The sequence below is a fragment of the Salinibacterium sp. CAN_S4 genome, from assembly GCF_015752305.1.
In the GTDB taxonomy this organism is placed as follows: Bacteria; Actinomycetota; Actinomycetes; order Actinomycetales; family Microbacteriaceae; genus Rhodoglobus.
This window is the reverse complement of record NZ_JADOVB010000001.1, coordinates 284,712-310,611: the sequence shown is the minus strand read 5'-3', so window position 1 is coordinate 310,611 and position 25,900 is coordinate 284,712. Positions and strand designations below refer to the sequence as shown.

Here is a 25,900-nt window from a genome sequence, read left to right as displayed (position 1 = left end):
TCATTCTCAGGCCGGATTCGCGATGACGACGACGTTATCGGAGTAGTTGAGCACGTTCTCGTCGAATTGACCACCGCAGGTAATCAGAACGAGCCGCGGTGCACCATCCCGGTCGAATACCTGGTCAAGGGGGAGTTGCGTCTTCTCCACGTTCTGCACAGATTCGACGACGTAGCGATAGTCGGCACCATCCGCGGCGGTCACGACGATCTCGGCTCCTGAGGACAGTTCCTTGAGGTATGCGAAGGGTCCGAGTCCCTGCTCGAACGAGTCGACGTGGGCGGTGATCACCGTCGATCCCGTGACACTTTCTGGTGCGGGACCGTACTGGTACCACCCGGCCGTGCGGATGTCTTTCGGGATCTCCATGAGCCCGTCGTCTTCCACGCCGACCGGTCCCACGGGTATGTCGATTTGCACCGACGGAACCTGGATGCGGACGGGAGGAACGATGGCCACCGGAGCGGTCAGCTCCGAACTCTGCACAGGAACGTCGACCACCGCGGTCGGAGCCGGCTTGGGCGTCGCGGCCGGAGTCGGCGCGAGCTTCGCGGCAGGGGCGGCGGAGCAACCGGCCAGGAGGAGCACCATGGCGGCGGCCGCAATAATGCGGACTGTCATGATGCTCCCCCGTGCCTGCTGCTGTGTTTCAGATGTGATTAGTTGGACTGTCGAGCTGAGCGAACCCGTGCAACCGAGAATCCGGCGGCGGCGAGCAGAGCGACGATTCCGGCGATCGCCCAGGCGATCATGCCCGAGTCAGGATCGGCTGCGAGACCGGCTGAACCCGCGTCGACTCCACCCGGAGTCGAGTGAAGTCCACCGATGGTCTGGATCGCGAGCTCGTAGCCAGCTTCGCCACTGCCCCAGGCGTAGACGATGGTGTTGACACCCTCGGCGATCGCGACATCGGCCGGGCCGATGACGGGCTCGGTCGTCCCTGTAAGGGCCACGGAAGCCGAGATTGTTCCGACCGGGAGGTTGGCCTTCACCTCGTTAGGGTTCGTCAGGTTGGTGAACGCCGCGGCGCCATTGGCCAGCACGTCGACAGCGGGAGCAGCCGCAGTGTGACGCACCGTCAGCTTGCCCTCACCGGCGGGAATCGTGGTCAGGTCGTTGGTGAACAGCGTCGCCGTGGGAGCACCATCCTCGGCAAGGTGAGCCACTGCCGTGTAGCTCGTGCCTGCCGCCAGGGTGAGGTCGATCGGGCCGATAGCGGGGGCGGAGTCGTCCGCGGCATCCGCTGCGGTGATGGCAACGGTGTAGGTTCCCGCTGGCAGATCGAGCGGCCCCGCGAGGTCTCCCGGCTGGAAGTCGTCGAGCGTGAGAGCACCATTGACGTAGACGTCGACGGGAAGGTCGGGAACGGCGTGGAGCACATACAGGTCGGCGGTGGTGGGTGAGATCGCCTGGGCGGGCATGGCGACACCCACAGCAGCGATGACACCGATCGCGGCGCCCGCAACAATTTTGTTTCGCACTTTTCATCCTCTCGTCGTCTGACGGAATTCGCCTGACATCAAGTAGTTCTCCCGAAGGCATGCGTTTGGATGCACTAATTCAGAAATACTTTTCGGAGCTACCTCGGGCATCGCGCTTAAACTGGAGTCATGAGCGAACCGATCATCGTCACCGCGGCCGAACGATCCCCCATCCGTATCCGTCGAGGAGTGGGACTCGGAATCGCATCATTCGTGCTGTCGATGATCGCAGGATCGTGGGTGATCATCCTCTGGGCGGTCAGCATCGGCGCGACGCAACCCGGTTCCGGGCGGGCGATAGCGATCGTGTTCTTCACTGTGTGCGCCATCATCGGTTTCGTGTTCCTGGCCCTCACCGCTGTGACCGCAACATTTTCTTTCACGCGGAACCTTCGGCTCGGCCGGGTGTGGGCCGCGATCGCGTCGGTCGTCGGAGTCGTTGCGCTGGTTGGCGCAGTTGTGCTGGCAGTGTCGGTCGCTACTGCGTGACGAGAACTATCTTGCCTCGAAGGTGGCCCTTGAGCAGCCGCGTGTAAGCCTCGCTCGCACGCTCGAGAGGGAACACCGAATCGATCTCCATGTCGACGGAACCATCCGCCACCAGGGAGGCGAGCGCTTCCAGATCCGACAGGCTTGCCCCGGCAGCGCCCACGGCGCCGACTCCATATTTCTCCGGAGCTTCGTAGTCGGCGATCGTGTTGATCCTGCTCGCCGGAGCGCCGAGCTTCATGGCGGTCTCGACGAACCCGTGACCGAAGTTGTCGAGGGCTGCCGTGATCCCCTCCGGCGCCGCCGTGCGAACAGCGTCGGCCATACCGTCGCCATACTGCACCGGAATCACACCGAGCGACCGCAGGTAGTCATGGTTCGACACCGAAGCAGAGCCGATTACTGTCGCGCCCGTGCGCTTCGCGAGCTGGACCGCAATAACACCCACGCCCCCCGCGGCGGCGCTGACGAGTACGACGTCATCCGCACCCAGCTCCAGTGACCGCACACTCGCCCAGGCCGTGCGGCCCGCGGTGTTGAGCGATCCGGCCTGCTCGACAGTCAGGCCCTCCGGGGTAGCGATGAGCTTGTCGGCAGCGATGATCACGAAGTCGGCCTGTGAGGAAAATGCCAGCCCGCCCATGACGGCGTCTCCGAGTTCGAAAGCCGAGACACCATCTCCGACCTCGTCGATGACTCCCGCGAAGTCGGCACCGTTGCCGACAGGAAACTGCACCTTCTGCTTCGAGGAGGTGGGCATGCCCCGAAAAACCTTCGCGTCGAAAGGATTGATCCCCGCGGCCAGCACCTTGACGCGCACCTCACCCTGCCCCGGATGCGGCGGTGACACGTCCACGATGTGAAGGACTTCCGGCCCACCGAACTGGCTGTACTCGACTCGACGACTCATGGTCCAAGGCTACGCGTCGTCGTTGATCGTCAGCATCACGCGTTGCTTCTGGCCATCCTTCGCGCGGCGCTCGATGAACATGAAGATACGGTACTCGAGCCTGAACTTGGCACGGAACACCGAGCCCAGCCGCTCGACAGTGGCGGGGTCATCCGCAATCCTTGCGCTTGCCTCGATCGGATGCGTTCCTTCGACCACCTTGCCCATACGACCGCAGGGCTGGAGCTGGACCCGGGAACTATTTCGGAGTCGCTTGACCTTGCCGCTGCTGGCCGGTGTGGTGACGACGAGGGAGTCGCCATCGCGAGCGATCCAGACCGGCGTCGAGACCGCGACGCCGGACCTGCGGAAGGTGGTCAGCGAGACGAAGTGCTCCTCGCCGAGAGCAAGGAGTTCTGAGGATGAGGTCATGATGCGACCCTAACGAGTCCGGGCGGATGTAAAGCAAGCCCCCGCCCGATGAACACCACAACTGCGAAGATGGAGCAGCAGCCTGATTCGCGTCGCAACCGTGAGGACACCCATGACCAATCCAGACACCACCGCCCCTGCCTCCGTACTCCCCGGATTGCTCAGGGTGCATCGCGGGCAGCTCGTCGCCGTGGCGGTCATCGGGCTCGTGCTCGGAATCGTCGCGATACTGTTCCCCGGCGCGTCACTGCTCACCGTGGCGATCCTGTTCGGGATCTACCTGATCGCCTCTGGCCTGTTCCGCATCACGGCAGCATTCGTCGCGGAGGGCCTCGGTACCGGAATGCGATGGCTGTCTGGACTGCTGGGACTGCTCATCATGGTCGCGGGCGTCATTTGCCTGTCCAACCCGTTCCAGTCCCTCGTGGTGCTCGCCGTCGTCATCGGCGCCGGCTGGATCCTCGAAGGCATCGTCGACCTGGCCGGTGGAGTGCGCGGAACGATCCATCCCCGGTGGTTCGGGTGGGTGAGCGGCATCGTGTCCATCGCGGCCGGAGTGGCGATGTTCGTGCTGCCGGCAGCCGGCGTGCTCGCGCTCGTGTCGATTGGCGGCATCCTGCTCATCGTGGTCAGCACGACCACCCTGCTGGCTCTCCCCCGCAGGTCGGAGAACCCGGCTTAACGTGAAAACGGGCCGCCACCTAAGAGGTGACGGCCCGTTCGCCAATTCGACGCGATCAGGCCCACGATTGCCGGTTCCGTCGGATCGCGAAGCGATCTGGCGGCCGTGCGCATGGGAATTAGCGGCGCAGTCCGAGACGCTCGATCAGCGCGCGGTAACGCGTGATGTCGATGTCCTGGAGGTAGCCCAGCAGGCGACGACGCTGGCCAACGAGCAGCAGCAGCCCACGACGTGAGTGGTGGTCGTGCTTGTGCTCCTTGAGGTGCTCCGTCAGATCCTTGATGCGACGAGTCATCATCGCAACCTGGACCTCGGGGGAACCCGTGTCACCTGGGTGGGTAGCGTACTCGTCGATGATCGCCTTCTTGACACTGGCTTCTAAAGCCATAAGGTGATCCCCTTTCTCCTCGTTGCGCGGCGCCCTCTTCGGAATGAAGGAGCTCTGTTTATCCGCGGCCGTTAGACGGCAACCTCCTTACTTTAGCAGAGGGAAGGGTGGGGTGCAGTGTTTCGGGCCGTTCGTGGGTGCAGGATCTGCTACTCCACGGGAGCTCAGTGTGCGGTGTGCCCGGCGGCCGGTTCGCACACCCCTCCGAAACTCCACTTGTTACCGCACTACGACGCAGGATCGTGAAAAGTGGAGTTTGGAACGGCTCAGGACGCGTCGAGAATCGGCTGAGCCCCCGTCGCGCCTCCGTTGAAGCGTCGGACCGGATGCTCGACGTGGGCCTTTCGGCCCTGTCGCCGCCAGTTCCCCCGGCGTGTACTGGGGGTGCCAGCAACGGGGCTGGCACGGAAGGAGAATCGTGGACGAGGCGCAGATCATCCCCCTCAATGACCAGGAGATGTGGGCACTGCTGGACAGGACACCGATGGGACGGCTCGCGGTCGCTGCCGCCGGTGAGCTCGACATCTTTCCGGTGAATTACATCGTGGATGAGAGCAGCATCCTGTTCAGGACGGCAGCCGGCACCAAGCTGGTCGAGCTGACGGTGAATGCCGCCGTGGCATTCGAGATCGACGGCTTCGATGAGACCACGGCGTGGAGTGTGGTGGTGAAAGGACGGGCGGCACGACTCGATCGTCAGGCCGAGATCGACCGAGCAGACACACTGCCTTTGACTCCGTGGATCCCGACGCTCAAGTACACGTATGTTCGAGTCACTCCCACCTCCCTGAGCGGCCGATCGTTTCGACGGGGACCGGAGCCCGAGCGGTACGACGTATAGCTCTTCGCGCCCGCGGGTCGGGACGGATTCGTGCGCGCTGCCGAGCCGGAGGTGTGACCCGGAGCCGACGACCGCGATGACAGGGGTGACATCGATAGTGGCGTCGGCCCCGGTGTTCAGGGTCGGGTGTCAGCAGAATCAGAGTTGGCGAACCAGGGCGCGCCCATGGCGAGCGGGAAGAAAGACGAGGATCGTGCGGACGGAGTAGGCCGGGCCCCGCGTTTGCAGAGACGGCCCGGCACTACTCGTCGCGTCGTGGCTCCCCCGAGCCAGTCCATTTGTCATCGATCCCCCGATCTCGACAAGAGAGACACTATCGGCGCCGGATTCGCGCCTGATAGTCCCCAGATAGGGGCACAAGGCGGGAACGCTACACGATGGCGCTCGCACGCGCTATATGGGGCTGATTATCGGGATCGCCACACGCTCTGCATCTACTCTGGGATTATGACGACGCCACCGAAGACGGCCGCCCTCAAGCGGAAGAGGGATCACACGGCCTTGGGCTTCGAACCCGTCTACAGCGGTGCTGTCGCCGTCGGTCGTGCGCTGTTCGGATTCTGGAGACTCAAGCCCACCGTCGTCGGTGCACACAACATTCCCGACCACGGCGGCGGGGTCATCGCCATGACCCACTTCGGGTACTTCGAGTTCGCCCTCGTCGAATGGATGACCTTCCTGCACAATCGCCGACGCATCAGGTTCATGGCCAAGAAGGAAGCCTTCGACAAGCCCATGGTCGGTGTGCTGCTCCGGGCGATGAAACACATCTCCGTCAACCGGCAGGCTGGAGCCGCGGCCTACGCGGACGCGGTTGCGGCGCTCAGGCGCGGCGAGCTCATCGGAGTGTTTCCCGAGGCCGGAGTGAGTGCATCCATGACCGTCAGGGAGCTCAAAACAGGTGCAGCCAGACTCGCCGCCGAAGCTGGAGTGCCCCTGATCCCGGTTTCGGTGTGGGGCGGGCAGCGGCTGATGACCAAGGGTCATAAGACACGGTTCTTCGAGCGTTTCGGCGTGCCGATCAGCTTCACGTTCGGCTCCCCCATCGTCGTCCACTCCGAGGATGACGTCGTCAGGGCGACGACGGATCTGCGCGAGAAGCTGCAGGAGATGGTCGACCAGGAGCAGGAGGACTATCCCGTCGACGGCGCGGGGCAGTGGTGGCATCCGCAGAACCGGGGCGGCACGGCACCGACCCCTGAGGCTGCGGCCGAGGCAGAAGCCGAACGCACCCGCCGACGCAAGCTCGAGGGTTAGGCCAATCTGCCGAGCTCTTCGGCCGTCAGCTCGAGCCCGAAGCTTTCGACGAGGGGCGCGACCTGCTCGACGGTTCGAGCGCTCGCGATGGGAGCACCGACCGCAGCCTGCTGTCGCAGCCAGGCCAGCGAGACAGCGGTGACGCTGGTGCCGTGCGTGGCCGCGATGTCGTCGAGCGTCTGCAGCAGCTCGACGTTGCGCGGCTGGTCGAGGTAGGCGCCGGCTGAACCAGCCCGCGCGGAATCGACAGGAATGCCAGGCCGGTACTTCCCTGTGAGGAATCCGCTCGCGAGCGAAGAGTACGGAAGCTCGACGATACCGAGTTCGACGAGCGTCGGCTGGAGGGATCCTTCGATCTCGCGCTCCACAAGGCTGTACTTATCCTGTGCGACCGTGAAGGGCGCCACCGACGACCGCGCGGCAATCTCGACGGCACTGCGCAGCCGATCGGCAGAGAAATTGGATGCCCCGACCTCCCGCACTTTTCCCTCAGCGACGAGTGCGCCGAACGCCGCGACATACTCCTCCTGCGCGACAGTTTCGTCGTCGCGGTGCGCGTAGTAGAGGTCGAGATAGTCGGTCTGAAGGCGCGTGAGGGACTCGTCGACCGCGGCGCGGATGTTCGCGGCAGAGAGGCCGGGCCGGGCCTCGAGCGCGAACACCTTCGTGGCGATCACGACGTCGTCTCGCGTGCCGCGGGCGGCCAGCCAACGCCCGATGATCTTTTCCGAGTCCCCGCCCGAGTTACCCGGAACCCACGCCGAATAGACATCCGCGGTATCGATGGATCGCCCGCCAGCCTCCACGAATGCGTCGAGAACCGCAAAGCTCTCCGTTGCATCCGAGGTCCAGCCGAAGGTATTGCCGCCGAGAACGAGGGGTCCGAAATCCAGTGAAGTCATACTGGGCCCAAGTCGGGCCGTCCCCGGAGAATTCCCGGATGCCCACGCGGAACGGGTGGGCACGCGATGGTGCCGAGGGCGACCATCCAGCGTCACAAGTTATGGTCATGTACATGCCCGACGTGCGATGCCAGCGATGACTGAACCTCTCGCACTCGATATAGTGCTCGGCGCGGTATTGATCGTGTACATCGTGTACGGATTTCGACACGGACTGTCTCGAAGCCTCTTCGTGATCGCCGGAGTCGTGGCCGGCGCGATCGCTGCGTTCTTCGTGGCACCGATGGCAGCGGCCTGGGTACCGGTACCGTTCCTGCGACCCGGGGTCACTATCTTCGTCGCTGTGCTCCTGGTGGCCATCGGGCACGCGCTCGGAAGCGCCATCGGTCGACGCGTCAGGCGAGGCGTCGCGAGGAGCCCCCTGGGTGGCTTCGACAGGATGCTCGGCGCCCTGGTGACCGGAATCGTCGCCGCCCTCGTGGCATCCGTCGTCGCCTTCAGCGCCGGCCAGCTCGGCGTCCCCGCCCTGTCGCGCGCCATCTCCGGGTCGACGATCCTGAGCGCCATCACGACATTCACTCCGGCGCCCGTGCAGGGGTTCCTCGCCCAGGTTCGCGGAGCTGTGCTGAGCCAGGGCATTCCGACGATCACCGGTGCGCTCGGAGGCCCTCCCGCCGACATCCCCCGGATCGACACGGGGAGCGAAGCATTGAATGCTGCGGCGCAATCCGTCGTGCGGATCACGGGAAATGCTTTCGCGTGCGGGCAGTCCCAATCCGGCACCGGATTCGTCGTCTCGGATGACCGCATCGTCACCAATGCCCATGTCGTCGCCGGCGTCAGCGAGCCGGTGATCGAGACCCTGGCCGGCGAGGTCATCACGGGGTCGATCGTGTACTTCGACCCGATCGACGACCTCGCCGTGATAGCGGCTCCCGGTCTCGCCGCTCCGGCACTACCCATCAGCACCAGCCTCACAGCGGGAGCGAATGCGGCGTTCGAGGGCTACCCGTTCGGCGGACCGTTCATGTCGGGTGCCGCAGGGGTGATTGCCGTGACGACCTCGAATGTCGAGGACATCTACGGAGAAAGCTCGGCTCCGCGTGAGGTCTACACGCTCGCTGCTGCCGTCCGGGAAGGAAATTCAGGCGGCCCACTGCTGACTCTCGACGGCCGGGTCGCCGGAGTGGTCTTCGCCCGCAGCTCGGACAACGACCAGGTCGGCTACGCGATGACGATGACCGAACTGGATCCGGTTGCCTCCCAGGCTGCCGACCTGGCGGCAGACGTGTCGAGCAGCAACTGCGTCACCGGATAGCCTTCCCGTCGCCGGGACTGGCTCACGCCTACGCCGACACCCGTTTTCGGCTGTCCCGCCTCGCCCGGGTCGCGGTCAGAGCAAGGGCGAGCAGCACACCCACGGTTGTCCCCACGGAGTTGGCAACAAGATCACGAACATCGGGCACCCGGCCGGGGATGATCTGCTGGACGCCCTCGATCGCGAGGGTCATCACCATCCCGACGATGATGGCGAGCCACCACTGTCTGCGGCCGAAGAGCAGCACGAAGAACACACCGAACGGCACGAACATCGCCACGTTGGCGATGAACTCGAGGCGCAGGAATGTGAACCAGGAGGTTTCGGGAAAGCGTGCGAGGAACGCCGCGAGCCTGTCCAGCATGCCGGACTCCAGCCCTGTCGACGACGGCGTCAGCGTGAGCCACGCCACGACCGCCAGATACGCCAGGGTCATTGCGCTCACAATCGGGTGACGCGAGAACATCGCCCCATCGTGCCCTATCCAGCCGTGGGACACCTGCATGAACGCGTTATTCCATCATGATGGAGACGAGCGTGGCTATGACACTGCACACGGAGATGTAGACCACCGTGGTTGCGGCGGTGGCCCAGACGATCCGTCGCACGAGCGCCGTGCTCGCGGTGGCGCGGATGATGCTGAAGTCACGATGGAGTTTCTGGGTGTCCAGGATCGTGGCGCCAGCGATCGGCCAGGTGGCATCCAGGTCCGCCACATCGGAGATCGCCGCGACCTCGTCGCCGCTCATGATCCCCGGCAGGGCACACAGGGCTCGCTCGAGATCCGAGGAGGTGATGATCCTGACGTCAGCGACCTCGGTCCGGACGATCAGTCGCTTGGATCCCACCACGACGAGCAACGGCTGGACGCTGATCGACCGTCCTGCGGCAGCGCTCAGAATCTGCGATACCTCGACGGCCTCCATTCGGGCCAGCAGGATGTCGTGGCGGGTTTCACCGACGACGACCAGCGCGTCATCGTCGACCACGACGTCCATGCCGTCGACGTTCGCCGTGCGGACGGTGAATACCCCGGCAGGGCCGATGAGCAGGTGATCGAGCGAGTTGTGCTCGAGCGGAAGATCGTGGAGCACATCCCAGCGCTGGCCCAGATTCTCGAGCACATCGCCGACGAGCAATTCGCCGAGGGCTCCCCTGTACCAGCCCCGGGCCTCTACGGTCAGCGGGCTGATACCGAAGAAATGACCGATGCCGGATTGCGGCTGAGCCTGGTGTTGGGCTGAGACGACCTGGAACATGGCGGACTGGCCGGCAACCCTCTCGCGAAGAATGCGATTGGGCGCCATCTGTACCTCCACCATGTCCTGTTCACGTCGTTAACGACGTTGGGCCGGAGACTCCCCCGCCTCCGGCCCCACTCGTAGCGATGAATCGCATCCGACGAACTTCCCTCCCCCGAGGTTTGTTCGTAGTGCAATACTGCCCAGCCGATCCGAACCCGGCAATCCCCCACAGGGGGTCACACCCAAGTGGGGGTAGCCCCGGCACGAGAGTTGCGTGGCCGCTATTCGATCCCGGCGGGCAGCGCGCCCGTGGTGACGATGTGCAGTCGCTGTGTCGATCTCGTCATGGCGACGTAGAGGGCGGCCGCGCCCCTGCTGATCTCGTCGACGATGCGCTGAGGTTCGACGACCACGACGGAGTCGAACTCGAGCCCCTTCGATTCCTGGGGCGTCAGGACGGCGATGGCGCGACTGAGACCGGCTGCACCCCTGCCGACCTCGACCCCGAAACGTTCCTCGATGCTCGGCCAGATCGACGGCACAAGGCTGTCGCTGACGATGACCGCCATCGTCCCCCTGCTGTCCACCCGACGATCCGAGTCGATAGTGTCGACCACGGACTCAGCCAATCGCCCCGCGCGCACCACAGCGACCGGCCATTCGCTCTCCCGTACGGCTCGCGAGCGGGTGATGTTCACGCCGTGCGCCACCGCCATGGATTCGGCCACGACCGATATTTGCGCAGGCGTGCGGTAGTTGACGGTGAGCTCTTCCAGGCGCCAGTTGTCTCCGACATGAGACTGCAACGCCCCGGCCCAGCTGGTGGCCCCGGCCGCGGCGGAGGCCTGGGCGATATCGCCCACGATGGTGAACGACTTCAGCGGGTTGCGTCGCATCAGGAGTCGCCACTGCATGGGCGACAACTCCTGTGCCTCATCGACGACGACATGGCCGTACGCCCAGGTGCGGTCGGACGCCGCAATCTCCGCCGTCGTTCCCCGCTCCACCGACGCCTCGAATCCCTCGGCCAGGGTCTCAGCGTTGACGAGCCCTTCCACCTGCATGTTCTGGATGGCAGCTTGCGCATTCTCGATGTCACGCTTGCGTTGTTGTTTCCGTTCGCGCTTGTCGACGTCGGCGCTGACATCGACCTCGCCGAGCAGTTCGGCGGCCTCATCCAGCAGCGGCACATCACTGACCGTGAACGGCGCGTCCCTGTCCCTCGCCAGCAGCGCCCTCTGCTCCGTGGTCCACTGCGGCGTGAGCGTCGCGAGCCACTGCGGGCGCGCATAGAGATCCTGCAGCAGCTTCTTCGGCGACAGCGGCATCCATGCGGTATTGAGCGCGACCTTCACGTCGTGCGAGGTGCGGATGTCTTCCCGTAACCACGACTGGTCGCTCTCCTCGATCGTGTTGCCGTGCGACCGAAGCTGCTCGGCGAGCATCCGGGCAAGCGTCGACAGGGCGGCCTTGTTGAAGCTCACCCTCGCGAGGTTGTGCGCTTTCTTCGAGTCCCAGGCCTTCTGCATGGCGTTGTGGATGACGCTCGCCGGCACAGTAAGGAATTCGCCGTTGATGTCGAGCACCGTCGACTCGGTCGGAACGACCTGCCGCGAGCGCACCGCGCGGGAGATGAGCGCGGCCATCTGCATCGAGCCTTTGAGAGCGGCGACGTCTGCCGCGTCATCCACCGATGTGTCGACCCCGGGAAACAACTGGCCGACGCTCGAGAGCACCACCCCGGTCTCACCCAGCGACGGCAGCACTGCCTCGATGTACTGCAGGAACGAACGGCTGGGCCCGACGATCAGCACGCCGGATGACGCGAGCCGCTCCCGATGCGAATACAGCAGATAGGCGGCTCGATGCAGGGCAACCGCTGTCTTGCCGGTGCCGGGGCCGCCCTGCACGACGAGGGTGCCGCGCAGCTCGGACCGGATGATCGCATCCTGTTCAGCCTGGATGGTCGCGACGATATCGCCCATGCGGCCCGTGCGTTGCGCCGTCAGGGTGGCGAGCAGTGCCGCCTCACCCTGCAGGTTGCTGACGTCTCCCGTGAGCAGCTCCTGGTCGAAGATCTCATCGTTGATCCTGACAATCTCGCGGCCCTGGCTCTGCAGGTGGCGACGTGCCCGTGCTCCGAGCGGAGTCGCTGCGGTGGCCTGGTAGAACGCCCTGGCCTGCGGCACGCGCCAGTCGAGAAGCAGCGGGGCGAGATCCTGGTCGCGGAGTCCTATCCGGCCGATGTAGCGGTGCACGGGAGCCTCCCCGTCGACCGCGTCCAGTTCGAGACGCCCGAACGCGAGCCGCTCGTCGATCTGGCGGAGCTGGCTGATGCGATCCTCGTAGATTCGAGCGAACGCATCCCGCTCCGACCGGTTCTGGTGGGTGCCACCCGGATTGCTGCGGCGCACGGCTTCGAGTTGCGACTGCGCCTCGTCCCTGAGTACGTCGAGTCGGGCGTACAGCGTATCCACGTACTCGCGTTCGCTCTCGAGCTCGCCTGACGGCATGGAACAATCCCTTCCGGTGCCGCTTGATCAGTGCCAGCCCACGGCGTTACTGGCACGAAATGCAGCAGTCCATTCTACGGGCCGCGACGATCACCGTCTGACGACAGATTCGCCCGAAGTCTTGCGCAATGCCGATGACAGTGCCACGCTGTTTACAGATCAACTCGTCGCCCAGTCTGAGTCGCAGGCAATGCCGCACCGCTGGGCGATGAGTCTTTAACGGCCGAGTTTTTAACGGCGGAGTCTCTAACGGCGGAGTCTCTAACGGCCGACTCTCTATCTGCCGAGTCCCGGTCGGCATGAGCCGTAACATGACTCCCATGAATCGCGGCACAGATTACGCTCCCCTGACCGCACCCGTCACTTCGGCCGAGATGTCGGCCTTCCGCTCATCGGACCGGGCGCGCCAGCAGTACTCTGCGGTTCCCTTCGTGATCCAGGGGGTCATCCTCGCGATGTTCTTCGTCGTGTTCGGGGTGATCGCGGCGACTGTGCTGAGCACACTGGCCCGGGTGCTGTTTTTCTCCTCGCCACGCAGTGGCCCTGGTGACCTCGCTACCGTTGTGCCGTTCCCGGTGATCGTGGCCGGAATCGTGGGCACGATAGTGGTGAGCGCCGTGCTGGTCGTGCGGCGTGCGAACGGCCGGTACTGGGAGAAGCTGTTCCGGATGGATGGCTTCGCGAGCGCGAACGGCATGATCTTCTCGCCGCGGGACCCCGAGCCCCGCTACCCGGGGGCGATCTTCTCGAACGGACGAAACCGGGAATCCCGCGACCACCTGCGGTCGGTGACGAGCCGGTTCCTCGACTATGGGAACTATCGCTATGTCACCGGCGGCGGCAAGAACCAGTCGACACACAATTGGGGTTTCCTGGCCCTTCAGCTCGACAGGGCCCTCCCCCACATGGTGCTCGACTCCCGGGCGAACAACGGTTTGTTCGGAGGAACGAATCTTCCCGCGTCGTTCCAGAAAGAGCAGGTGCTCTCCCTCGAAGGCGACTTCGACAACTACTTCACCCTGTATTGCCCTCGGCAGTACGAGCGTGATGCGCTCTACGTCTTCACCCCGGATCTCATGGCACTGCTCATCGACAACGCTGCACCGTTCGACGTCGAGATCATCGACTCGTGGATGTTCGTCTACTCGGCCGCACCTTTCGACATGATGCAGCCCGCCGTCCACGAGCGGCTACTCAGGATCGTGGACACCGTCGGTGCAAAGACCCTCAGCCAGACGGACAGGTACGCGGATGCGCGAATTCAGGATGCCAGGGCCAATGTCGTGGCGCCTGCCGGCCAGCGGCTGAAGCTGAAGTTCCCGCTGTCCGCCGTCATCGTGATCGGAATCTTCGTGACCGCCTTCGCCGTCATTCCCTTCATTACCGCCGCGCTCAGCCGGTAACGCTGCCCGCCAGCTTCCGGCGGGATTCGACGATATCGGCGAGCATGGCGGCCTCATCGGCCACGGCACCGATCCCGCCCCTGCCGGTGATGATGCGCTGGCGGGTGAAGGCGAGTTTCGTGGCATCCGTGATGTATTGCTTCATGGCCGACCGCCTTCCATTGCGCGTGGCCCACGCCAGCGCCTGGCGCCGACCCTGTGCCGTGGCGAGGGCCGGAATCTCGTCGTGCGCGAACCACCCGACTGCCGCGTATTCGCTGAGCCGGTCGAACGTGAGTTTCGCCTCCTGCTTCCGCAGGAACCTGACGAGCACTATCGCGAGAACGAAGAGCGGGAACTGCACAATCACGTAGTAACCGAAGAAGTCGTTGACGAAGAACAGGGCACCGTTCCACAGCGCGTGCAACAGCATCGCGGGGATCAACCCGATGAGGAACAGTCCGAATGTCGCGGGGATGCCACTCCCGCGGCGGGCCGCGATGCCCAGCGCGAGGCCTATGAACATGGTGAACATCACATGGGCGAAGGGTGACATCACTCCCCGCACGAAGAAGAGGAACGCGACATCCGGAGAAAAAGCTGTACCGGCGTCGAGCAACTGTGACCCGAAGTAGAGGATGTTCTCGGTGAAAGCGAAACCACCAGCCACCCAGGCCGCGTAGACGATACCGTCGACAGGGCCGTCGAAGTACCTCCGAGCCGCGATGAAGATCACGAGCAGCCCGAGTCCCTTGGCAGACTCCTCCACGAGCGGAGCCTGGATGGCCGCTCCGATGAACTGGTACACCTGCTCATCACCCTGGGAGATGAGGGTGATCAACGGATCGACGCCGTCGCCTACGACAAGGGCGATGATCACGGCGACCGCAGCACCCCACAGAAACGCGAACAGCACAGCGAGCCTCGGTTCACGTTCCCAGCGGTCGATCCAGCGCACGCCGAAGAACACGATGGCGAGCGGGATCAGAGCCATCACCCCACCCAGGGCGACGGCATCACCCCCGAGCCCCATCACGAGATATCCAGCGACCCCCAGCGCGAGCACGGAGAGCACCACCACACCGACGATCCCCAGCACCAGGGTCACGTTCGTCGGCTTCGGCGCGGACGCCGGCTGAGCGGGAACCACGGAGTCATGCGCGAACCCCGTCGGTGCGCTTGCGGGCTCGCCGGCGTGCCGTCCCGACGATGCCGTCAGGTCGGGAGTGCTCTGTGTGGGGTTGCTCAATTCGAGTTCCTCGCTGTGTCTGGTCTCTCGGGCTTCTCGGGTTTCTCTGCCTGTTGTTCCCGCAGGATCTGAAGGGCCCGCGCGACACGGTCGCCCAGGCCCGCCACCTTCTGGCGCGACGATTTCGCGGCGGTGTCGAGCAGTTCCGCGATCTCTGCGCGCTGGTGCGAGTGGAGGTTCGAGCGTGCGCCAGCGGCGGCGACGGATGCCCGGGCCACCGCGAGTGCGAGCACGTAGCTGATCACCGGCAGCAGCAACCCCACGAGCACGACGACGACCACCGGGCCGTTGACGAGAAGTGCGAGCGCGGGGAGGAAAGAGAACGCGACCGCCGCGAGCTGCCACGGGACTCCCCGCCAGAGCTGGGCGTTGGATCCGCGGGACTGGGGCACGGCACGCAGCGCCTCGCGTTCGTCGAGGGCGACGAGCCGCCGGCGGAAGTCGCCGAGCTGGTCGGCCGAGAGCCTCGCGCCCGCGGCATCCTGCACCTCATCACGCAGCACGCTGAACGACGACAGCTGCGGAACCTTGCTGGCCGTGAGCGTCAGCTCTGCGAGTTGCAGAGCGACGATCCCGACCCAGACGGCCAGGCTGATGAATTCGAAACTCGACATGAACCGACCTTAGCGGCGCGATTCAGGCGGCGAGCGTCACCTCGGCCGGGCGCAGCAGAACTGGAGACCGTGAGCCATTCCTGGCCTCGGCGACGGAACTCAGGGCGATCGAGTCGAAGGCACCGGCGCGCATGGCGGCAAAGACGTCAGCAGCCGCCTGCTGTGCCAGCCCATGGCCAGACCGGATTCCGAGGGCTGAACGGATGCTCTGGCCCGAGATTACGACATCCGCTGCCGCGGATTCCCCGACCGCAATGACAGCGCCACCCATGTGCTCGACCCACGCCGTCACGAACGGAGCGATGACGGACACATCGGTGACGGCGACGCGAGTTCCGCGCCCGATCGCGTGGACCTGCCTGACGACGGTGCGAGCCAGCAGGGCACAGGGGAAGATGGCAGCAGCCGAGTCGAGGGATACGTCGGAGGGAATTCCGATCAGGTCCCGCTCCGCGACGACGACAGTCGGCGATGATGTCGGCGCAAGGGACCGAAAGGCGACCCTGTCGTTCCTGGCGAATCCTGCGGTTTCCGAGCTCACGGCTTCGATTGTCCCAGCGACCTGGGTTCCGAGAGCGCTGATTCCCAGCGCGCCGACGCGCACTCGCACATCACCACCCTCAAGGTGCTGTCTCACAATGCGCGGCGTTCTGGAAGCGGTCATACCGACATAACAGCAGGTCGGGCCGGGTTATTCCTGACAGGCGGCTGTCAGAACACCTTGCCCGGATTCAGGATTCCGAGCGGATCGAACACCTGCTTGATCTGCCGCTGCAACTGCAGTTGCTCATCGCCGAGCTCGTCGCGCAGCCACCGGCGCTTGAGCAGCCCGACACCGTGTTCGCCGGTCAGGGTGCCGCCCAGCCGCAGCGCCGCCTGGAAGAGTTCACCCGCGGCGGCCCAGATGTCAGCGGGCACCTGAGTACCGTCGGCGCCGCCACCCTCGAACACGAAGTTCGGGTGCAGGTTTCCGTCGCCCGCGTGCGCCACGGTCGGGATGATCACGTCGTACTTCTTCTCGATCTCCCCGATGGCCGCGAACATGGCGGGCAACTGGCTGCGTGGCACGCAGACATCCTCGATCAACACAGTCCCGAGCGCCGCCATGGCGGGGTGGAACGCCCTCCTGATGGAGAACAGCCTCTCGCCCTCCGCGGGGTCCATCGACAGCTCGCACTCACCGCCCAGCGATGTGATGATCGCTTCGATCGCGTCGGCCTCGCTGGCCGCGCCGGGACCGTCTGTCTGGATGATGAGCCGGGAGCCTCCAGGATGCTCCATCCTCAGATGCGCGGAGATGCCGGCCATGGCGCTCTCCCCGATCAGCTCCATGAGCGCCGGCCGCAGCCCGGCCGAGCTCACGACCGCCGCGGCCCTTGCCGCATCATCCACCGTGGCGAATCTGGCGCTCAGCACCGCGACGGCTCCCGTCACGAGTCTGCGGAGTTTGACTGTTGCCCCGACGATGACCCCGAGAGTTCCTTCGGAGCCGATCATGAGCGCCGTCAGGTCGAGCCCGGTGACGCCCTTGACCGTGCGGTGCCCGAATTCCATCAGCCGCCCATCGGCCATCACGACCGAAAGCCCGAGTACCGACTCCCGAGTGACCCCGTACTTCGCGCACAGCAGCCCGCCGGCGTTGGTGGCGATGTTGCCGCCGACCGTGGAGATCGCGCGGCTGGCAGGGTCGGGCGTGAACCACAGCCCGTGCGGAGCGAGTTGAGTGTTGAGGTCGGCATTGATGATTCCGGCCTCGACCACCGCGAGCTCGTCATCGACCGACACGTCGAGAAGCCGATTCATGGCGAGAGTGGATAACACGATCTCACCCCCTGTCGCGATGGCTCCGCCGGCGAGACCGGTGCCGGCACCTCGCGTCACCACTGCGGTTCCGGTCGACGTGGCTATGCGCATCACGGCCCGCACGTCGTCGACAGACCTGGCGGTGACGACCGCAATCGGAGGCGCGTCAGAAACGTGGCCGGATCTGTCCGAGCGGACGACCGCGAGATCGCCGGCAGCGGTGGATACGGCATCCCCCAGCTCATCGACGAGCTGGGCGAGAACCTCTCGCGTGGTGATCCGCGCAGGTGTGGAGACGGTCATCCAGCAATACTGCCACGGTCGCCGGGCGGACCACGGAAGCCGCGTCAGTGCGGTCGGTCTGTGCGGTTGCGGGAAGAGCCCTGGATCAGGCTGCGCAGCTGATGCAGAACGCGGTGGCCGGTCGTGCGTCGAGCCTCGGCTTGGAGATCGCTGTGCCACATCGTTCGCACAGGCCGTACGTGCCTTCGTCGAGCCTGACCATCGCCGCGAGGATCTCGTCGATGTGGCGTTTCGTGTGCTGCGCCATCGCGTTCGACTGCGCGCCCTCGAATGCCGTGTTGGCGCCTTCGGGGTCGTCCACCTCGTCGTTGGTCGAACCACGTCGGGACGCGATGCCGGCTGCGACATCGCCCCGCAATCGCGCTTCGAGCTCGCGAGCTTCCTGCAGGTCATCCACGAGCCTCGCACGCATGCGCGCCTGCTGCTGGGTAGTCAGGGGGCGGCCGTTGTCGGCCTTGGGACTGGTCAGTTCTGCGCTCACTCGCACAGTCAAGCCGACGGCGCAGCATCCTGACAGGCCTTGACCTTGGCACCCGGATGAGTTACACCCCTGTCTCTGGGTTCAGCGGCGCGCGGAGCTGTGGTGTCCGAATCCCGCTAGTCACTGTCGGTGGGTCATGTGATGCTGTGGTCATGGCAGGCCAGACACACGCAGACTCCCGCTTCGAGGAACGGTATCGCGCTCTATCGTCCAGGGACTCCCGGTTCGACGGGCAGTTCATCACCGGAGTGCATTCCACCGGCATCTACTGTCGGCCGAGTTGCGCAGCGATGACACCCCAGGCGAAGAACGTGAGCTTCTACCGCACAGCCGCGGCGGCCCACGACGCTGGGCTTCGCGCCTGCAAGCGATGCCAGCCGGATGCCGTGCCCGGCTCCCCCGAATGGAACCTCAGCGACGACCTGGCGTCCAGGGCCATGCGGCTCATCACCGACGGCGTCATCGAGCGCGAGGGCGTGGGAGGGCTCGCCAGCCGACTCGGCTACACGTCGAGACATCTCACTCGGGTGCTGCAGGCCGAGCTCGGTGCCGGCCCGCTGTCGCTCGCTCGTGCCCACCGCGCCCAGAGCGCCAGGCACCTGCTTGCCTCCACCGAGCTGTCGGTCGCCGACGTCGCCTTCGCCGCCGGTTTCTCGAGCATCAGGCAGTTCAACGACACCATCCAGTCGGTCTATGAGTCGACCCCGACGGCGCTTCGTACTCTCGCGAGACGCGGTCGCTCCGGTCGCCCTGTGACGGAAAGCCGAACGGATGCCACCAGCATCACCCTGAGGCTGCCGGCGCGTGCACCATTCGACGGTGCCGGCCTCATGAGCTTTTTCGCCGACCACGCTGTGTCCGGGCTGGAGTCGGGCGACGCCTCATCCTTCGAACGAAAACTGCGCCTGCCGTCCGGCGTCGCAGGGGTGCGCATGACCCTCGATGGTGATGGAATCCTCTGTGTCGCACACCTGCACGATGTCTCGGATGTCCCAGCTCTCGTGTCCCGCGTACGCAGGCTGTTCGACCTCGACGCGGATTCCGTCGCCATCGACGAAGCGCTGGGCGCCGATGACCAGCTCGGCCCGCTCGTCTCAGCTCTTCCCGGACTGCGACTTCCCGGCGCCGTGGACGCGGACGAAGCGCTGTTCCGCACTCTGGTCGGCCAGCAGATCTCGGTGGCCGCGGCGAGGACGGTACTGGGGACCATCACGCGTGAACTCGGCACAGACGGATTATTTCCCACCGCACGTCAACTGGCCGAGGGCGGGCGCGGAGTACTGCGGGGACCGGCCTCGAGAGTGAGCACTATCCTCGGTGCTGCCGAAGCCATGGCCAGCGGGCAGCTCCAGCTCGATCTGGGTCTATCGACTGAAGAACTCACGGCGCGACTCGTCGCCCTTCCTGGCATCGGGCCGTGGACCGCCGGCTATGTCGCCATGCGGGTGCTCGGCAACCCCGACATCCTGCTCTCGACCGATCTCGTCATGCAGCAGAGCGCCGCGCACCTGGGTTTGCCATCGACGGCAGCGGGCCTGGCGCGTCACGGCGCGAGCTGGGCGCCCTGGCGGAGCTACGCGGGACTGCACCTCTGGAGGGCGCGGCCGCCCGCCGCGCCGAAACGACGTCGGTCGCCGTCGTCATAGGATCGTCGGATGACCCGCGACAACCCCCTCTACCCGGATGCCGGCGACGGTCGAGACGAATCCGTGAATGAGCGCGACGACCGCCAATGGCTCGAGATCCTCCAGGAGCTTCGGGTCATCCAGACGGGCACCCAGGTGCTGACGGGATTCCTGCTCACCCTGGCGTTCCAGCCGAGGTTCGCCGATCTCAGCCCGAGCCAGGTGACCATCTACCTCGCACTCGTCGTGGTCGCGGTCATCGCCACCATCCTCGCTCTGGCTCCCGTGGCGCTGCACAGGACGCTCTTCCGTCTCGGCGCTAAAGCCTCGATCGTCCGGATCGGCAACCGGGTGCTCATCGCCACCATCGCCGCGGTCGGCCTCACGCTCGTCGGCACGGCGGTGCTGATCTTCGACGTGGTGGCTGGTCAGATGGCGGGACTGGTCGCCGGCGTCGGGGCCCTGGTCGCCGTCATCGTGGCGTGGTTGGTGATGCCGACGGCGGCACGGATCAGGCACGACAGTGACTGATACCGACGAGGAAGCGCGAATAAGAGCACAGTCCAGTCGGGGTCTGCCTCGCGAGGCATGGAGATATGCGGCCCGCCGCACGTGGCACGGCTTTGTGCGACATCGGGGGCTCGACTCCGCGGCCGCGCTCACGTTCTTCTCCGCGCTTGCGATCTTCCCTGCAGCCCTGGCCGTGGTCTCCGTCTTCGCGCTGGCCGAGGGCAAGCGCGACGCCGCTGCCGTGATCCTGGGCATCATCGACGAGGTAGCGCAGAATTCCACCGTCGTCACGCTGCGCGAACCGATCACACAGCTGTTCACCATCGCAAACCCTGGGCTCGCTCTCGGCATCGGGCTCGTGCTCTCGATCTGGTCGCTGTCGAGCTTCTCGACGGCGTTCGGCCGTGCCGTCAACAGCGTGTACGAGGTGCAGGAAGGGCGCCAGATCTGGAAGTTCCGCGGCCTCATGATGATCCTCGCAACGTTCCTGCTCGTCGTCTTCGCCGCGATCATCGTGCTGCTCGTGACGACCCCGACCGTCGCCTCGGCGATCGGCGATGCCGTCGGCATCGGCGAGCCCTGGCTTACGGTATGGTCCATCCTCCGCTGGCCCGCGCTTCTGATCCTCGTCACACTGCTCATGGCGGTGTTGTACTACTTCACGCCGAATGTGCGTCATCAGCGCATGCGCTGGGTCAGCTTCGGCGCCCTGTTCGCGATCGTCGCCTGGTCACTCGCAACGGCCGTCTTCGCCCTGTACGTGACCAATGTGGGAACGTATGACCGGATCTACGGATGGCTCGGCGGCGGTCTCGCTGTGCTCGTCTGGTTGTACATCACCAACTTCGTGCTCGTGCTCGGGGCAGAAGTCGACGCCGAAGTCGTACGGCTGCGCCAGCTGGGCTCGGGAATCGCGGCAGAGGAGATCGTCCAGCTTCCGATGCGTGACACCACCCGCAATCTCATGCTCGCCAGGCAGCGGGCGCAGGACGTAGCCGACGGACGGGCGATTCGCGAACGGGCGGCACAGGCCGACGGATGACCGGCGTGCAGACGGCGCAATGCCGACTGCGGTTCACACCAGGGACCGGCCCCGCTTATGGTGGAAGCATGAAGCGCAAACTTTTCGTCGTCGGTGTCGGAGTCTCGATCGGGTACCTCCTGGGCTCGCACGCCGGTCGTGAACGTTATGACTGGATGAAGGCCCAGGCGATCAGGCTCTGGGAGAACCCTCGAGTGGCCAAGACACGCCTCGACGTCGAGGCGTACGCCCGCCAGCAGGCTCCGATCATCCGGGAGCGCGCCGAGGCCGCCGCGAAAGCTGCACCGGGGATCGCCCACGACGTGACTGTCAAGGTCTCAGACACGGCCAAGGACGTGGCAGACAGGACCGCAAGCACCGCCAAGGATGTCGCCGACAGGACAGCGGCAGCTGCAAAGGATGTGGCGGACAGGACCGTCTCCACCGCGAAAACCATCGCAGACAAGACTGCCAAAACGGCCAAGGATGTCGCAGACAAGACCGCTACCGTCGCCGTCGACGTGGCGGACAAGACTGTGACGACCGCCCGGGATGTCGCCGAGAAGGCCAACGATGTCGCGGCAGACCTCAAGGACCGCAGCGGGACAGTCGTCGACAACGCCGTGGCCAACGCCGGGGAAGCGCGCGACGAGGCCCTCGACGTCATCGACGACGAGGATGATTCGAAGAATTGAATCGCCCTGTTGCCCAGCCCGCGCTAGTCGGCGACGTGCCGGGGCAGCACGGGAAGCGTGATCGCGGCAGTGTTCGCCACCATGCCGCTGAGTCGCTCAGGCGATAACACCTGGGCGACTTTCTCCTTCGTCATGAGCCCCGTCGACACCACGAGATCGGCGATCGACTCCTTGGTCGTCAGCGCGGTGTGTGCGAGCGTGGCCGCAGCCGCGTAGCCGATGTACGGAGTCAGAGCCGTGACCACTCCGACACTCGTCTCGACCTGCATCGCGAGCCGCTCGATATTGGCGGTGATGCCGTCGACGCAGTTGACACGGAGCGTATAGCAGGCGTTGGTCATCCACGACAGCGATTGCAGGATGCTGTGCGCGATGACGGGCTCGAATGCGTTGAGCTGGAGCTGCCCGCCCTCCGCGGCCGCCGTGACCGTGGCATCCGCCCCGATGACGCTGAAAGCGACCTGGTTGACGACCTCGGGGATCACCGGATTCACCTTGCCCGGCATGATCGACGATCCGGCCTGGCGCGCAGGCAGGTTGATCTCACCGATCCCGGCCTGCGGTCCGCTCGAGAGCAGCCTGAGGTCGTTGCAGATCTTGGACAGCTTGACCGCTGCACGCTTCAGGGTGCCGCTGAGGGTCATGAAGATGCCGGCGTCGCTCGTCGCCTCGATGAGGTCGGCGGCGGTCTCCATGTGGATGCCCGTGGCATCGATCAGGTGCCGGCACACCGCGGCCGCGTAGCGGGAGTCTGCGGTGATTCCCGTGCCGATGGCCGTCGCGCCCATGTTGATCTCGTTGAGCCACGGAATGGTCTCGGTCAACCTGTCATAGTCCTCGGCGAGCGTGTGGGCGAAGCCCGAGAACTCCTGGCCGAGGGTCATCGGCACGGCATCCTGCAGCTGGGTGCGCCCGATCTTCAGGACGTGGTTGAACTCCCGACCCTTGGCGGCGAAGGATGCTGTCAGCAACTGGTGCTCCGCGAGCAGTCTCTGCACACCGAATACCATGGCCAGCTTGATCGCCGTGGGATAGACGTCGTTCGTGCTCTGGCTGCGGTTGACGTCGTCGATCGGGCTGAGCTTCGCGTAGTCGCCCTTCTCGAAGCCCATGAGCTCGAGCCCGCGGTTGGCGATCACCTCATTGGCATTCATGTTGGTCGATGTGCCGGCACCGCCCTGGATCACGCCGACCCTGAACTCGGCGTGGAGTGCTCCGTCGAAGATCTCCTGGCACACCCGATCGATGACGTCCGCCTTCTCCGGCTCGAGCACGCCGATCTCGGCATTGGCCCGCGCTGCGGCCTGTTTGACCTTCGCCAGAGCGCGGATCAGGTCGGGGTAGTTGTAGATGGCACGGCGAGTAATGGGAAAGTTCTCCAGCGCGCGCGCCGTGTGGATGCCCCAGTACGCCGACGCCGGGATCGTCATGCGTCCCAGCGAGTCCTGCTCCTCGCGCGTGCCGTCGGTCAGCTCGAGAGCTGTCTCCATGGCCCTGCGGGGCGAGTTCTCATCCCCCGCGATACTCTGCGCTGAGTCTGTGCTGCGGTCGTGCTGGCTGTGGTGGGCCTGAGTTGCCGATCCGGTCGCTTGTGGCGTGGCATCCATCGTGTCATCTCCTTCGACTGGCGATACGCCCACTCTACGGGCGAGGCTCGTGGCCGTTGTGCCAACCCTCACCATCATGATGGTGTTGTTATTGTCGTTCAATGACCCAGCAGAGCCGACTGCCGTCGGTCGCCCTCGTGCTCGTCGTTTCCGTAGCGGCCCTGACGGGGTGCACCGCGCAGGCACCAGCCGCGTCGACCCCTGCTCCCCTCGTCGGTACGCCATCCACCCCGACGCCACAGTCGACACTCTCGGCACCGTCGTCGAACCGACTGCCATCCTGTGATGCGATCACCGACGCCGTGTCTGCAGCTCATCCCGACGTGCTCGCAGGGCTCGCGTACGATCGCTCCACCTCGGAATCGAACACCGCGGCCGAGGCATATGACCAGCGGGTCTGCGTCTTCACGAGCCCCGACGGCGCCACCGAACTCGGAATCACGATCGCGAAGATCCCGTTCCAGCAGCCGGAGCTCGACAACTATGCGACGCTCCCGAATGCCCTCGACGACCCGAGACTTGCCGTCCATGATGCCGTGCTGCAGACATTCTCGGCCGGCGACGGAGACGATGGTCATCTCGATTCGCCGCTCTACCTCATCGACACCGAGTACTCCATCACCATCCAGGGGATGAGCGCCAACGGCGACTCCGCCACGACTCTGCCCGCGCTGACCGTGCCAGCCGCCATCGATATGGCCTTCGTGACGCGGGGCCTCATCGGCTGACCCCGACCGCACGGAGCCGACGAGCCCGCAAGGGCTTGACCGTTGCGACACTGGCGTGGCTAGTCTGGAATATGACTTTTCAACCGGCCACAGCCGGGGACCACACGCCCTTTCTGGACTTCCTCTCTCCCTGGATGACCCGCCAGCGGTGGTTCGCGAATAAAGGCGCCATCCCGGTTCTCGAACACATCGGCTCTGTCAGCTTCGAGTCCGCCGAACCCGACGTCAGCGCGATTACCCACCTCGTGATCGACCACACCGTGGGCAAACCGGCCCTGTACCAGGTTCCCCTCACCTACCGACGGGAACCACTGCCCCATCAGGCCGCCCTGGTCGGCGAGTTCGGCGGCCAGTGGGTCTACGATGCTCCCTACGATCCCGCCTACACGGGCGCCCTTCTCGATGCCATCATCCACGGCACGGAGTCGCAAGGTGATCACGTCTGGGCAATCGGAAAACGGACGGCGAGCCACGTCGCTGCCGGACTCCAGTCGCGGGTGCTCACCGGCGAGCAGTCCAACACTTCGATCATCTTCGAGCACGAGGGTGAGACGCCGGTGATCTGCAAGGTCTTCCGGGCGCTCCACGACGGGGAGAACCCCGATGTCGTACTGCAGACCGTGCTTGCCCAGGCTGGATCGACGGCCGTCCCACCACCGGTCGGTCACATCCTCGCCGAATGGGACGACCGCGGTGAGGTCACGGGCAGAGCGACCGGGCACCTCGCCTTCGCCCAGGAGTTTCTCCCCGGCGTCCAGGATGCCTGGCGCGTCGCCCTCGCCGCCGCTGCCGCCGGCACCGATTTCTCCGACGAAGCGCGGACTCTGGGTATCGCCACGGCAGGAGTGCACGCCACCCTCGCGGCGAACATGCCCACGAGTGACGTCACTCGCGACGACATCGACTCGGTGATCGGATCCATGCACAGACGGCTGGCCGATGCGATCACCGAGGTGCCGGAACTCGCGAGGTTCGAGCCAGCCATCCGCGACGTGTTCGAGCGAGCGTCGCTGGCGCAGTGGCCAGCGCAGCAGCGTATCCACGGGGACTATCACCTCGGTCAGGTGCTGGCTGTGCCGGATCGCGGGTGGGTGCTGGTGGACTTCGAAGGTGAACCATTGCGCCCCATGAAGGAGCGCAGTCGACTCGACAGTCCGATCCGGGACATCGCCGGGATGCTCAGGTCATTCGACTACGTCGCTGGCTCCCTTGCGGTGGGCGGGGCAGAATCCAGCCCGGAGTGGGCGGAGTCGGCACGAGCAGCCTTCGAGGACGGATACGGCGAGGCCTCAGGCCGCGACATCCGGCACAGCAGGGCGCTCGTTGATGCCTTCGAAATCGACAAGGCGCTCTACGAGACCGTCTACGAGGCACGGAACCGACCGGGTTGGTTGTCGATCCCTGTCGACGCCATCGAAAGGCTCTGCGCGCGCGTCTCAGGCTGAT

General features: G+C 65.3%; 28 protein-coding genes. 13 read left to right on the top strand and 15 right to left on the bottom strand.

Translation table 11 applies throughout. The annotated features are described in order from the left end of the window. Positions 1–6: 6 nt before the first annotated feature. Positions 7–621, bottom strand: a complete 615-nt coding sequence (locus IWX81_RS01600; protein ID WP_199279527.1) for a class F sortase — start codon at positions 619–621, stop codon at positions 7–9. Positions 622–659: 38 nt separating this feature from the next. Further along, entirely contained in the window at positions 660–1,481 is an 822-nt protein-coding gene (locus IWX81_RS01595) for a DUF4397 domain-containing protein (protein ID WP_334592631.1), read from the bottom strand. A 129-nt stretch (positions 1,482–1,610) separates the two neighbouring features. Here IWX81_RS01595 and IWX81_RS01590 point away from each other — a divergent pair, with 129 nt between their 5' ends. After that, on the top strand, positions 1,611–1,970 hold the full coding sequence (locus IWX81_RS01590) for a hypothetical protein (protein ID WP_199279526.1): 360 nt from the start codon (positions 1,611–1,613) through the stop codon (positions 1,968–1,970). On the opposite strand, the gene IWX81_RS01585 is transcribed toward IWX81_RS01590, so the two are convergent. Together IWX81_RS01585 and IWX81_RS01580 are read right to left on the bottom strand one after the other, a co-directional pair. Beyond that, on the bottom strand, positions 1,960–2,880 hold the full coding sequence (locus IWX81_RS01585) for an NADP-dependent oxidoreductase (protein ID WP_199279525.1): 921 nt from the start codon (positions 2,878–2,880) through the stop codon (positions 1,960–1,962). The two genes, IWX81_RS01590 and IWX81_RS01585, sit on opposite strands and share 11 nt — an antisense overlap. Positions 2,881–2,889: 9 nt before the next feature. Beyond that, positions 2,890–3,291, bottom strand: a complete 402-nt coding sequence (locus IWX81_RS01580; RefSeq protein WP_199279524.1) for a PPOX class F420-dependent oxidoreductase — start codon at positions 3,289–3,291, stop codon at positions 2,890–2,892. Positions 3,292–3,403: 112 nt separating this feature from the next. Here IWX81_RS01580 and IWX81_RS01575 point away from each other — a divergent pair, with 112 nt between their 5' ends. Then, positions 3,404–3,973, top strand: a complete 570-nt coding sequence (locus IWX81_RS01575) for an HdeD family acid-resistance protein (RefSeq protein WP_199279523.1) — start codon at positions 3,404–3,406, stop codon at positions 3,971–3,973. A 118-nt stretch (positions 3,974–4,091) separates the two neighbouring features. On the opposite strand, the gene rpsO is transcribed toward IWX81_RS01575, so the two are convergent. Next, positions 4,092–4,361: a 30S ribosomal protein S15 gene (gene rpsO, locus IWX81_RS01570; protein WP_199279522.1), complete on the bottom strand. Its 270-nt coding sequence runs from the start codon at positions 4,359–4,361 to the stop codon at positions 4,092–4,094. Positions 4,362–4,779: 418 nt separating this feature from the next. Between rpsO and IWX81_RS01565 the strand changes: the two genes are divergently transcribed. Then, the gene (locus tag IWX81_RS01565) at positions 4,780–5,202 is read left to right on the top strand and encodes a pyridoxamine 5'-phosphate oxidase family protein (protein WP_334592625.1); all 423 of its coding nucleotides are present in this window, start codon (positions 4,780–4,782) and stop codon (positions 5,200–5,202) included. Positions 5,203–5,649: 447 nt separating this feature from the next. Beyond that, positions 5,650–6,459 (top strand): lysophospholipid acyltransferase family protein, encoded by an 810-nt coding sequence (locus tag IWX81_RS01560; RefSeq protein WP_199279521.1) that lies wholly within the window; start codon positions 5,650–5,652, stop codon positions 6,457–6,459. Here IWX81_RS01560 and IWX81_RS01555 read toward each other — a convergent pair. Then, positions 6,456–7,361 carry an aldo/keto reductase gene (locus IWX81_RS01555; RefSeq protein WP_199279520.1) on the bottom strand — a complete coding sequence of 302 codons (906 nt, stop codon included), beginning with the start codon at positions 7,359–7,361 and terminating at the stop codon, positions 6,456–6,458. The genes IWX81_RS01560 and IWX81_RS01555 overlap by 4 nt on opposite strands. Before the next feature lie 136 nt (positions 7,362–7,497). Between IWX81_RS01555 and IWX81_RS01550 the strand changes: the two genes are divergently transcribed. Continuing rightward, entirely contained in the window at positions 7,498–8,679 is a 1,182-nt protein-coding gene (locus IWX81_RS01550) for a MarP family serine protease (protein ID WP_199279519.1), read from the top strand. A 28-nt stretch (positions 8,680–8,707) separates the two neighbouring features. Here IWX81_RS01550 and IWX81_RS01545 read toward each other — a convergent pair whose 3' ends face one another. The 3 genes from IWX81_RS01545 to IWX81_RS01535 form a co-directional block, all read right to left on the bottom strand. Then, positions 8,708–9,115, bottom strand: coding sequence for a VanZ family protein (locus tag IWX81_RS01545; RefSeq protein WP_334592620.1), 408 nt, complete (start codon positions 9,113–9,115; stop codon positions 8,708–8,710). Positions 9,116–9,191: 76 nt separating this feature from the next. Further along, the gene (locus tag IWX81_RS01540) at positions 9,192–9,986 is read right to left on the bottom strand and encodes a nuclease-related domain-containing protein (RefSeq protein WP_199279518.1); all 795 of its coding nucleotides are present in this window, start codon (positions 9,984–9,986) and stop codon (positions 9,192–9,194) included. 218 nt (positions 9,987–10,204) lie between these two features. Next, positions 10,205–12,436 (bottom strand): HelD family protein, encoded by a 2,232-nt coding sequence (locus IWX81_RS01535; protein WP_199279517.1) that lies wholly within the window; start codon positions 12,434–12,436, stop codon positions 10,205–10,207. Between IWX81_RS01535 and IWX81_RS01530 the strand changes: the two genes are divergently transcribed. Further along, positions 12,435–12,656 carry a hypothetical protein gene (locus IWX81_RS01530; protein WP_199279516.1) on the top strand — a complete coding sequence of 74 codons (222 nt, stop codon included), beginning with the start codon at positions 12,435–12,437 and terminating at the stop codon, positions 12,654–12,656. The genes IWX81_RS01535 and IWX81_RS01530 overlap by 2 nt on opposite strands. Before the next feature lie 100 nt (positions 12,657–12,756). Next, on the top strand, positions 12,757–13,839 hold the full coding sequence (locus IWX81_RS01525) for a hypothetical protein (protein WP_199279515.1): 1,083 nt from the start codon (positions 12,757–12,759) through the stop codon (positions 13,837–13,839). On the opposite strand, the gene IWX81_RS01520 is transcribed toward IWX81_RS01525, so the two are convergent. The 5 genes from IWX81_RS01520 to IWX81_RS01500 all read right to left on the bottom strand — a co-directional run bounded on the left by IWX81_RS01520 (position 13,829) and on the right by IWX81_RS01500 (position 18,268). Then, positions 13,829–15,067, bottom strand: a complete 1,239-nt coding sequence (locus IWX81_RS01520; RefSeq protein ID WP_334592616.1) for a PrsW family intramembrane metalloprotease — start codon at positions 15,065–15,067, stop codon at positions 13,829–13,831. The two genes, IWX81_RS01525 and IWX81_RS01520, sit on opposite strands and share 11 nt — an antisense overlap. Then, on the bottom strand, positions 15,064–15,681 hold the full coding sequence (locus IWX81_RS01515; RefSeq protein WP_199279514.1) for a hypothetical protein: 618 nt from the start codon (positions 15,679–15,681) through the stop codon (positions 15,064–15,066). Before IWX81_RS01515 ends, IWX81_RS01520 begins: the two co-directional genes overlap by 4 nt. Positions 15,682–15,703: 22 nt before the next feature. After that, positions 15,704–16,291 (bottom strand): hypothetical protein, encoded by a 588-nt coding sequence (locus IWX81_RS01510; RefSeq protein WP_199279513.1) that lies wholly within the window; start codon positions 16,289–16,291, stop codon positions 15,704–15,706. Positions 16,292–16,392: 101 nt separating this feature from the next. Next, positions 16,393–17,787, bottom strand: a complete 1,395-nt coding sequence (locus IWX81_RS01505) for an FAD-binding oxidoreductase (protein WP_199279512.1) — start codon at positions 17,785–17,787, stop codon at positions 16,393–16,395. An 85-nt stretch (positions 17,788–17,872) separates the two neighbouring features. Next, positions 17,873–18,268 (bottom strand): TraR/DksA family transcriptional regulator, encoded by a 396-nt coding sequence (locus tag IWX81_RS01500; protein ID WP_199279511.1) that lies wholly within the window; start codon positions 18,266–18,268, stop codon positions 17,873–17,875. Positions 18,269–18,420: 152 nt separating this feature from the next. Between IWX81_RS01500 and IWX81_RS01495 the strand changes: the two genes are divergently transcribed. The 4 genes from IWX81_RS01495 to IWX81_RS01480 all read left to right on the top strand — a co-directional run bounded on the left by IWX81_RS01495 (position 18,421) and on the right by IWX81_RS01480 (position 22,119). Next, positions 18,421–19,914 carry an AlkA N-terminal domain-containing protein gene (locus IWX81_RS01495; RefSeq protein WP_199279510.1) on the top strand — a complete coding sequence of 498 codons (1,494 nt, stop codon included), beginning with the start codon at positions 18,421–18,423 and terminating at the stop codon, positions 19,912–19,914. A 9-nt stretch (positions 19,915–19,923) separates the two neighbouring features. Further along, positions 19,924–20,424 (top strand): DUF6328 family protein, encoded by a 501-nt coding sequence (locus IWX81_RS01490; RefSeq protein WP_199279509.1) that lies wholly within the window; start codon positions 19,924–19,926, stop codon positions 20,422–20,424. Continuing rightward, entirely contained in the window at positions 20,417–21,445 is a 1,029-nt protein-coding gene (locus tag IWX81_RS01485; RefSeq protein WP_199279508.1) for a YihY/virulence factor BrkB family protein, read from the top strand. The genes IWX81_RS01490 and IWX81_RS01485 overlap by 8 nt, the downstream gene beginning before the upstream one ends. Positions 21,446–21,513: 68 nt before the next feature. After that, entirely contained in the window at positions 21,514–22,119 is a 606-nt protein-coding gene (locus IWX81_RS01480; RefSeq protein WP_199279507.1) for a protoporphyrinogen oxidase, read from the top strand. A 23-nt stretch (positions 22,120–22,142) separates the two neighbouring features. On the opposite strand, the gene IWX81_RS01475 is transcribed toward IWX81_RS01480, so the two are convergent. Further along, positions 22,143–23,609: an aspartate ammonia-lyase gene (locus tag IWX81_RS01475; protein ID WP_199280381.1), complete on the bottom strand. Its 1,467-nt coding sequence runs from the start codon at positions 23,607–23,609 to the stop codon at positions 22,143–22,145. Between the two features lie 218 nt (positions 23,610–23,827). On the opposite strand from IWX81_RS01475, the gene IWX81_RS01470 reads away from it, so the two are divergent. Both IWX81_RS01470 and IWX81_RS01465 read left to right on the top strand, forming a co-directional pair. After that, the gene (locus tag IWX81_RS01470; RefSeq protein WP_199279506.1) at positions 23,828–24,454 is read left to right on the top strand and encodes a hypothetical protein; all 627 of its coding nucleotides are present in this window, start codon (positions 23,828–23,830) and stop codon (positions 24,452–24,454) included. 71 nt (positions 24,455–24,525) lie between these two features. After that, complete coding sequence (locus IWX81_RS01465; protein ID WP_199279505.1) at positions 24,526–25,899, top strand: maltokinase N-terminal cap-like domain-containing protein; 1,374 nt, start codon at positions 24,526–24,528, stop codon at positions 25,897–25,899. The last annotated feature ends 1 nt before the right edge of the window (position 25,900 follow it).